Origin of the sequence: Streptomyces sp. NPDC102270 (genome assembly GCF_044766405.1) — a bacterium.
Taxonomy (GTDB): domain Bacteria; phylum Actinomycetota; class Actinomycetes; order Streptomycetales; family Streptomycetaceae; genus Streptomyces.
Genome location: NZ_JBIWLX010000056.1, coordinates 1 through 10461, shown reverse-complemented (window position 1 = coordinate 10461; position 10461 = coordinate 1). Strand labels below are relative to the sequence as shown.

The following is a 10461-nucleotide window of genomic DNA, read 5'->3' as shown; positions in this document are numbered from 1 at the left end:
TGTTGTAGGTCGCGCTCGGACCCTCCAACTGCCCCAGGAACCACAGCCGGCGCTGCGCGAACGACAGCGGCACCCGCTCCGGACGCACCATCGGCGCCAACGCCGCCCGGCCCGCGCCGGCCTCACCCATCCACGCCGCGACCGCGGCCGGCGTCGGACGGTCGTACAGCATCCGCAGGGGCAACTCCACGCTCAGCACCGCGCGCACCCGGATGATCAGCTTCATCGCCAGCAGCGAATGACCACCCAGCGCGAAGAAGTCATCCTCCACACCGACCGCGGGCAGCCGCAGCACCTGCGCGAACGCCTGGCACAGCAACTCCTCCCACACCGTCACCGGACCCCGACCCCCACCCGCCGGCTCCGTGTAGTCCGGGGCGGGCAGGGCCTTGCGGTCCACCTTGCCGTTCGCTGTCAGCGGCAACTCCTCCAACACCACCACAGCCGACGGAACCATGTACTCCGGCAGGCTCCGGGCGAGGTGGGCCCGCAGGTCCGCCGTATCCACCCGCACCCCGGCCCGGGGCACGACGTACCCGGCAAGCCGCTGATCCCCCGCACCGCTCCCGTTGACCGTCACCGCCGCCTGCGCCACCAGCTCGTGACGCTCCAGCGCAGCCTCGATCTCACCCAGTTCGATCCGGAAGCCACGCACCTTGACCTGCGTGTCGACCCTGCCCAGGCATTCCAGCGTCCCGTCCCCGCGCCAGCGGGCCAGGTCGCCGGTGCGGTACATCCGCTCACACCTCGGGCCGAACGGCGCGGCGGTGAACCGCTCAGCACTCAGCCCGGGCCGGCCCAGGTAACCCCGAGCCAACTGCGCACCCGCCAGATACAACTCGCCGGCCACACCGGCCGGGACCGGATGCAGGAACCCGTCCAGCACGTAGGCACGCATGTTGGCGAACGGACGCCCGATGGCCACCGGACCCTCGCCGACCTCGGCCGAGGTCGCCCAGACCGTGGCCTCCGTCGGACCGTAGAGGTTCACCGCCCACACGCCGAGCTCCCGCAGCCGGCCCGCCAACTCCTCGGACAGCGCCTCACCGCCGACCAGCGCCCGCACCCCGCGCGGCCAGTCAGCCTCACCGGACAGCAGAATCCGCCACAGCGACGGAACAGCCTGAACAGCGGTCACCCCGCCCGCGTCGACCAACTCCCGCAACGCCGCCGCATCACGTACCGTCTCCCGGTCGGCAAGCACCACAGCCGCCCCGCACACCAACGGCAGGAACAACTCCAGCGCCGCGATGTCGAAAGACACCGTCGTCACAGCCAGCAGACGGTCGCCGGCCCCCAACGGAACCCGCTGCCCGGCCGCCCGCAAATGGTTCACCAGCGCCTGGTGAGTGACCACGACGCCCTTGGGGCGCCCGGTCGAACCCGACGTGTGAATCACATACACCGGATGGGCCGGCAGCAGCGGCACCACCAGATCGGCATCCGTCAGCTGCGCCTCCTCGAAGCCCGAGCACTCGGCGCGCAGTTCGGCGGAGTCCAGCACCAGCACCGGCCCGTCAACCGAGTCCGGCAGCACTCGTGCACACCGCTCTGTCGTCAGGACACACACCGGCGCCGCGTCATCCAGCACATAGGCGATCCGCTCCACCGGGTACTCCGGATCCACCGGCAGATACGCGCCACCGGCCTTCGCCACCGCCAGCAGCGACACCACCAGCTCCACGCCGCGCTCCATCACCACCGCGACCACCGACTCCGGGCCCACACCCCGGCCGATCAGCAACCGCGCCAACCGGTTCGCCCGTGCGTCCAACTCCGCGTACGACACCTCAACACCCTCGAACACCAGCGCCACCGCATCCGGCGTCCGCGCCACCTGCCCGGCGAACAACCCCGGCAACGTCGACGACGCCACCTCAACCGCCGTCTCGTTCCACTCCTCGACAACCTGACGGCGCTCGACCTCACCCAGCACTCCCACCGCCGCGAACCGCGACTGCGGAGCCTCCTCCAAGACGGCCGTCAGGTTCGTGACGGCGGCCTGCAACAGCGCGCAGATCCGCTCCGCATCGGCCGGTGCCACCGCTTCGACGATCAGGCTGAAGCCACTCCCGAGGTCGTCGACGGACACGCTCACGGGGTAGTTGGTGTGGTCGCTCACGGTCAGCACCCCGACGCCCTCAAGGCGGGGAGCGGTCCCCGCCGCCGGTGCCTGGCCGTGGCGGTAGTTGAGGATCGAGGTGAACAGCGGGCTACCGCCCGCCATCCCACTCGCCTGCTGCGCCAGCGAAAGCGGCGCGTGCTCGTGCACCAGCAACTCGGCCAACTGGCCCCGCATGCCGTCCAGCGCCTCACCCGCACTCTGCGAGTCCACCCGCACGCGCACCGGCAGGGTGTTCATGAACAGGCCCGGCACCCGGTCCGAACCGGCGCCCGCGTTCATCCGGCCGAACAGCACCGTACCGAACACCACATCGTCACGGCCCGACAGCGATGCCAGCACCCGCGCCCACGCCAGGTGGAACACCGTCGCCGCACTCACGCCCTGCCGCCGCGCCACCTCACGCACCCGGCCGGCCACCTCGGCATCGAGGGGAACCTGGCAGTGCATCGCGGCGGTGCCGTCACCGTGCAGATCCAGCACACCGAAGGGCGCCGTCGTCTCGGTGACGTCCCCGAGCAGCTCGGCGAAGTACCGCTCGTGCTCCTCACGCGGCGTACCGAGGCGGGCCTGCGCCACGAAGTCGCGGAACGGCAACGGCTCAGGCAACGTGTCGGCACGGCCGGACATGAACGCCCGCACCTCCCCGAACAGCACATCCAGCGAGGTGTGGTCCTGCACCATGTGGTGGGTTCGCAGCAGTGCCAGCCAGCGGTCACCGCCGGGCTCCGCCGCGATGTGGACCGTCATCAGGGGCGCCCGGCTCAGGTCCATCCACGATCCGCCGATGGCTGCCAGCTGCTCCACCGGGTCGGGGCCCTGCGGGTCCAGCACGACCTCCTGGACCGGCAGCTCCACCCGACGCGAGACCACCTGCACCGGCTCGGCCAGGCCCTCCCACACGAACGCCGTGCGGCAGATGTCATGCCGGTCGATCACCCGCTGCAGTGCCGCCAGGAACTCGTCCACGCGCTCCCGCGAGTCGAATTCCAACACCGACGGCAGTACGTAGACATCCGTCCCGGCGCTCTGATCCGCCATCAGGTGATGGAAGAGCATGCCCTCCTGGAGCGGGGCCAGTGGGTAGACATCCGCCACGTTGGCCGCCCCGCCCTCGACCGTGGCCACGATCCGCTCGATCTGCGCCTCGGTCAGCTCCACCAGCGACAGCATCCCGGGCCTGATCTCGACAGCACCCTCGGGAATCAGGTTCGGCGGTACCACCACCGGGACCGGCCCGGCAGCGCCGGCCAGCCCGCCCGGCGTCGGCGTCTGGAACAGGGCCTTCACCGAGACGGAGACACCCCGCGCACGGAGGTTCGCCACCAGGGAAACGACAAGGAGCGAGTGACCGCCCAGGGCGAAGAAGTCGTCATCGACACCGACGCGATCGAGTCCCAGGACCTCGGCGAACGCCTGGCACAGGAGCTCCTCCTGCACCGTCGCCGGCGCCCGCCCCTCACCCGCCACATACTCCGGTGCGGGCAAGGCCTTGCGGTCCACCTTGCCGTTCACCGTCAGCGGCAGCTCCTCCAGCACCACCACCGCCGACGGAACCATGTACTGCGGCAGCCGCTCAGCCGCGAAGTCCCGCAGGCTGTTGAGGAGTTCATCCGCGCTGGCGTCGATGTCGGCCGGAACCGCGTACGCGACCAGGCGTTTGTCGCCCGGCACGTCCTCACGGACCAGCACCACGGCCTGCTCCAGGCCCGGGTGAGCGGCCAGGACGGCCTGCACCTCACCCGGCTCGATCCGGAAACCACGGATCTTCACCTGCTCGTCCGCGCGACCCGCGAACACCAGTTCGCCGTCGGCGTTCCATCGCACCAGGTCTCCGGTGCGGTACAGCCGGCCACCCGCCGGCCCGTACGGATCGGCGACGAACCGCTCGGCCGTCAGCCCCGGGCGCGCCACGTACCCACGCGCCAACCCCGCACCCGCCACATACAGCTCACCAGCCACACCCACCGGCACCGGCCGCAGCGCGGCGTCCAGCACATAGGCGCGCATGTTGTCGAGCGGGCGCCCGATCGGCAGCGCGCCCTCGCCGTCCACCGCGGTGTGCGCGGTTGCGAACGTGGTGGCCTCGGTCGGCCCGTAGACATTCATCACGACGGTGCCCGGGCAGGCGGAACGGACTCGGTCCACCAGGACCCGGGAGACCACCTCACCGCCGGTCCACACCTCGCGCAGGCCCGCGAAGCAGGCCGGGTCCTGTTCGGCGAACAGGTTGAACAGGCCGATGGTCAGGAAGAGCCAGGTCACCCCGTGCTCGGCCACCACCTCGGCCAGCGAGGCGGCCGTCAGGGCACCGGCCGGCGCCACGACCACGCGGCGGCCGGTCAGCAGCGGGACCCACAGTTCCATCGTCGATGCGTCGAAGGAGTGCGGCGAGTGCAGCAGCACCCGCTCCAACTCCGCACCCGCGAACCGCCGGTCCGCCGCCAGCGCCGCCACGTCCGCATGCGTCACCGCCACACCCTTCGCCCGACCCGTCGAGCCGGAGGTGTACATCACATAGGCCAACGCCTCCACATCGCAGGAGTCCTTCAACGGCTCCGCAACGCCCGCGCCGGAAACCTCCAACACCGCCAGGCCCAGCTCGGCTGCCTGGCCCCGTAGCTCGGCATCCGTGAGGACGACCGAGGCGCCCGTCTCCCCGACGATCATCCGACGGTGCGCCAGCGGATACCGGGCGTCCAGCGGAACGTAGTAACCGCCCGCCTTCACCACCGCGAGCAACGCCACCACCAACTCGGCCGACCGCTCCATCAGCACCGCGACACCCGACTCCGCGCCCACACCCAGGTCGACCAGCCGCCGCGCCACCGCGTTGGCCCGCGCGTCCAACTCCGCATACGACAGCTCGACACCCTCGGACACCACCGCCACCGCGTCCGGCGTCCGCGCCACCTGCGCCGCGAACAACCCCGGCAACGTCGACGACGCCACCTCGACCGTCGTGTCGTTCCACTCCTCCACGATCTGCCGGCGCTCATCCGCGCCCATCACATCCACCGCCGACAATCGCGTCTGCGGCTCAGCGACAACCGTCTCGACGACCCGCAGCAGCCAACCCGCGAAACGCTCCGCCGTCCCCGCATCGAACAGGTCCGCAGCCGCGATCAACTTTCCCCGGATGCCCGCCGGCTTGCCCTGCGCATCAAAGACCTCACCAAAACTCACTTCCAGGTCGAACTTCGACGCTCCCAGACCCGCTGACGACGCCAGAGTCGAAGGCAGCGAGCCCGCCCCGGACAGATCCAACGCCGCCGAAGCCGTGTTCTGCACCGTGAGCATGACCTGGAACAGAGGGTTCTGGCCCATCGACCGGACCGGCGACAACTCCTCCACCAGCTTCTCGAACGGCACGTCCTGATGCTCGAATGCGCGCAGGCTGGCCTCCCGGACCCGCTCCAGCACCTCGTCGAACGTCGGGTCACCGGACAGGTCCGTGCGCATCACCAACGTGTTCACGAAGAACCCGACCAGGTCCTCCAAAGCCTTCTCGGTGCGTCCGGCGATCGCCGCCCCGATCGGGATGTCGTTCCCCGCACCCAACCGGTTGAGAGTGACCGCCAGCGCGGCCTGCAGCACCATGAACAGGGTCACCCCCCGCTCCCTGGTCACCTTGACCAGACACTCGTGCAACCCGGCCGGCAGCTCGACTGCCACCGCATTGCCCTGATGACCGGCCACGGCGGGACGTGGCCGATCGGTCGGCAGCTCCAGCTCGGCCGGCGACCCGGCCAGCGTCTTGCGCCAGTACGCCAGCTGCCGGGAGAGCACGCTGTCCGGGTCCTGCTCGTCGCCGAGCAACTCCCGCTGCCACAGCACGTAGTCCGCGTACTGCACCGGCAGCGGCTCCCACTCCGGTGCCCGACCCGCGGCGCGCGCCGCGTACGCCACCGACACGTCCCGCGCCAACGGCGCCGTCGACCAGCCGTCCCCGGCGATGTGGTGAACGACCACCACCAACGCGTGGTCGTCCTCGCTCACGGTGAACAGTGTTGCCCGCACGGGGATTTCGGCGGAGAGATCGAACGCGTACGCGACCGCCCCGCGCACGGCGCTGGACAGTGATTCCTGGGAAACCGCCTCGACCGCAAGCTCGAACCCGCTGTCCTCGACCTTGAGGACCCGCTGGTACGGCTCCCCGTTCTCGGCCAGGAAGACAGTGCGCAGCACCTCGTGCCGCCCCACCACATCCCGCAATGCCTCGGCGAGGGCCTCCCGATCCACATCCCCGGTCAGCCGCAGCGCCATCGGAATGTTGTAGGTCGCACCCGGCCCCTCCAACTGACTCAGGAACCACAGCCGACGCTGCGCAAACGACAACGGAATCATCAGTAGTCCTCCTGCTTACGCATCGGCCGCAGAGTAGGCCTAGCTATGCTCTGGGTCTCGATCTGACTGGCGAGTCGGCCGGCGAGGGCCTCCCGATCCACATCCACGGTCAGCCGCAGCGCCATCGGAATGTCGTAGGTGCCACCCGGCCCCTCCAACTGACTCGGGAACCACAGCCGACGCTGCGCAGACGACAACGGAATCATCAGTAGTCCTCCTGCTTGCGCATCGGCCGCAGAGTAGGCCTGGCCATGCTCCGGGTCTCGATCTGACTGGCGAGCCAGCCGGCGAGCCCTTCCGGCGTCCGTGCCTCGAACACCGCCCGGATCGGCAGTTCGGCCCGCAGCGACTCCCGCACCTCACTGACCAGTCGGGTCGCCAGCAGGGAGTGGCCGCCCAGAGCGAAGAAGTCGTCCTCCACGCCGACCCGGTCGAGTCCCAAAACCTGCGCGAAGGCCTGGCACAGCAGCTCCTCCTGCACCGTGGCCGGTGCCCGGCCCGCGCCGGCGGCGTACTCGGGGGCGGGCAGGGCCTTGCGGTCCACCTTGCCGTTCACCGTCAGCGGCAACTCCTCCAGCACCACCACCGCCGACGGAACCATGTAGGACGGCAACCGCTCAGCCAGGAACTCGCGGACGATGGAGGCCAGTTCGGTGCTGTCGCCGTCCCCGACAACGTACGCGACCAGGCGCTTGTCACCCGGCACGTCCTCACGCGCGATCACCGCGGCCTGCGCCACCAGCGGATGCGCGGCCGCCACCGACTCCACCTCAGCCGGCTCCACCCGGAAACCGCGGATCTTCACCTGCTCATCCGCACGGCCCGCGAACACCAGCCGACCATCCGCCGACCACTTCACACGGTCACCCGTACGGTACAACCGCCCACCCGCCACACCGAACGGGTCCGCGACGAACCGCTCACCCGTCAGGCCCGGGCGGTTCAGATAGCCGCGCGCCAACCCCGCACCCGCGACGTACAGTTCACCCGACACACCCACCGGCACCGGAGCCAAGTACTCGTCCAGCACGTACACCCGGGTACCGTCCAACGGCCCGCCGATCGGCAGCACGTCACCCAGCGCCTCCGGCGAGCCCACCTCGTGCTGGGTGGCGCACAGCGTCACCTCCGTCGGTCCGTACAGGTGCCGCACCACCACACCCGCGTTGGCCTCCAGCACCCGGCGCACCGCACCGACCGGCACCACGTCACCACCGGTCAACACCTCACGCACGCTCGCGAAACACTGCGGATCCTGCTCCGCGATCAGCCGGAACAGACCCGCCGTCACATGCACGTGCGACGCCGCACAGTCGACCAGCAGCTTCCGCAGCACCCCCACGTCCACCGCACCCGTCGGCACCACCACCACCGTCGCACCCGACAGCATCGCCACCCACACCTCATACGAGGAGGCATCGAAGGCATGCGGGGCCTGGAACAACACCCGGTCCCCCGAGCCCATACCCCAATGCGAAGCCAACGCCAGCTCCACCAGATCCCGCTGCGTGGTCACCACACCCTTGGGCACACCCGTCGAACCCGAGGTGTACATCACGTACACCGGGCACTCCAGACCCACCCCCACATCACCCACCGGAGCCGACCCGGCCGGCAGCTGCTCACCGTCCACCACCAGCACCGGCGCTTCCAACGACTCGGGCACCCGCGAGGCAGCGTCCCGCGTGGTCAGCACACACACCGGCGCCGCGTCCTGGAACACGAACGCGATCCGCTCCGACGGATACTCCACATCCACCGGCAGGTACGCACCCCCCGCCTTCACCACCGCCAGCAACGCCACCAACAGCTCGACCGAACGCTCCATCACCACACCGACCAGTGACTCCGCGCCGACCCCGCGATCCCGCAACACACCCGCCAACGCAGCAGCCCGCGCATCCAACTCCGCGTACGACAGCTCCACGTCCCCGCACACCACTGCCAGGGCATCCGGCGTCCGCGCCACCTGCGCCGCGAACACCTCCGCCACCGATGACACAGGAGCAGCAACACCCGTGGCGTTCCAGCCAGTCAGCAGTTGCTCCCGCTCCGCCTCACCGAGGACGCCGACCTCTCCCAGCCGCGTCTGCTCCGGGGCATCCTCCAGGGCCGCGACCAGATTGCCCAGGCAGGTGTGCAGCAGCGACCCCACCTGCTGCGGGTCAATCGAAGCCACCGCGTCGACGGTCAGGCCGAACCCCGTCCGATCGTCGTCGACGGCGATGCTCAGGGGGTAGTTGGTCAGGTCCCGCGTGGAGAGCACGCCGACGCCCTCGAAGCCGGAGTCGAAGTTCCGCGTGGCGGCCTGATGCCGGTAGTTGAAGATCGAGGTGAACAGCGGGGCGCCGCCCGTCATCCCGCTCACCTGCTGCGCCAGCGACAGCGGCGCGTGCTCGTGCACCAGCAGTCCCGCCAACTGGTGCCGCATCCCGGACAGCGCCCTGCCCACGCTCTGCCCGTCCGACCGCACGCGCACCGGCAGCGTGTTGAGGAACAGACCCGGCACCCGATCGGCACCCGCCCCGGAGTTCATCCGGCCGAACAGCACCGTGCCGAACACCACGTCGTCACGGCCGCTGAGCACACCCAGCACCCGTGCCCACGCCAGGTGGAAGACGGTGGCCGCACTGACGCCCTCGCGCCGCGCCAACTCACGAATCCGGCACGCCAGCGAATCGTCCACCACGAGGCGTGCCTGGTGGGTGGTACTGCCGTCGCCGTACGCGTCCAGCACACCGATGGGCGCCGTCGTCTCGGTGACGTCCCCGAGCAGCTCGGCGAAGTACCGCTCGTGCTCCTCACGCGGCGTACCGAGGCGGGCCTGGGCGACGAAGGCGCGGAACGGCAGCGGCGCCGGCAATGCGTCTCCCCGACCGGACATGAACGCCCGAAGCTCTCCGAACAGCACGTCCACCGAGGTGTGGTCCTGCACCATGTGGTGGGTTTGCAGCAGTGCCAGCCAGCGGTCACCACCGGGCTCCGCCGCGATGTGGACCGTCATCAGGGGCGCCCGGCTCAGGTCCATCCACGATCCGCCGATGGCTGCCAGCTGCTCCACCGGGTCGGGGCCCTGCGGGTCCAGCACGACCTCCTGGACCGGCAGCTCCACCCGACGCAACACCACCTGCACCGGCTCGGCCAGGCCCTCCCACACGAACGCCGTGCGGTAGACGTCATGCCGGTCGATCACCTCCCGCAGCGCGTCCAAGAACGCGTCCACCCGCTCCCGCGAGTCGAATCCCAACACCGACGGCCGCATGTAGACGTCCGTCTGAGATCCCTGATCCGCCATCAGGTGATGGAAGAGGAGGCCCTCCTGGAGCGGGGCGAGCGGGTAGACATCCGCCACGTTGGCCGCGCCGCCCTCGACCGTGGCCACGATCCGCTCGACCTCGGTGGCGTCCAGGTCCACCAGGGGCAGCATCTCCGGCGTGATCTCCCGCGCGTCGACGGGAACGGCGTTCGCCGGCACCACGACCCCATCGGAGCCCGGTGCGGCTGCCAGCCCGGCCACCGTCGGCGTCTCGAAGAGCGCCCGCACCGCCACGGACACACCCCGCACGCGCAGACGCTCCACCAGGGCCACCGCCAGCAGCGAATGGCCGCCCAGCGTGAAGAAGTCGTCATCGACCCCGACCGCCGGCAAGCCGAGAACCTCGGCGAACGCCTCGCAGAGGATCTCCTCCCGGACACTGGCCGGCGCACGGCCCCCACCCGTCGTGTGCTGCGGAACGGGCAGGGCCTTGCGGTCGAGCTTGCCGTTGACGGTCAGTGGCAGCGCGTCCAACACCACGACCGCCGACGGAACCATGTACGCCGGCAACCGCTCAGCAGCGAACTCCCTCAACAGGAACCCGAGTTCGTTTGAGGGCGTGTCCGAGCCAGCCGGAACGGCGTATGCCACCAGGCGGATGTCACCCGGGACGTCCTCGCGAGCGACGACCGCGACCTGGGCCACGGCAGGGTGTGCGGCCAGGATGACCTGGACC

The 10461-nt window shown here is 70.1% G+C and carries 2 protein-coding genes; both read right to left on the bottom strand.

Going from position 1 to position 10461, the window contains the following annotated elements; genetic code table 11:
- A partial coding sequence (locus tag ACIRP7_RS45355; RefSeq protein ID WP_403672869.1) for an amino acid adenylation domain-containing protein occupies nucleotides 1-6469 on the bottom strand: 6469 nt, incomplete at its 3' end.
- 205 nt (nucleotides 6470-6674) lie between these two features.
- Nucleotides 6675-10461, bottom strand: a 3787-nt coding sequence (locus ACIRP7_RS45350) for an amino acid adenylation domain-containing protein (protein ID WP_403672867.1), incomplete at its 5' end; no start/stop codon positions are given.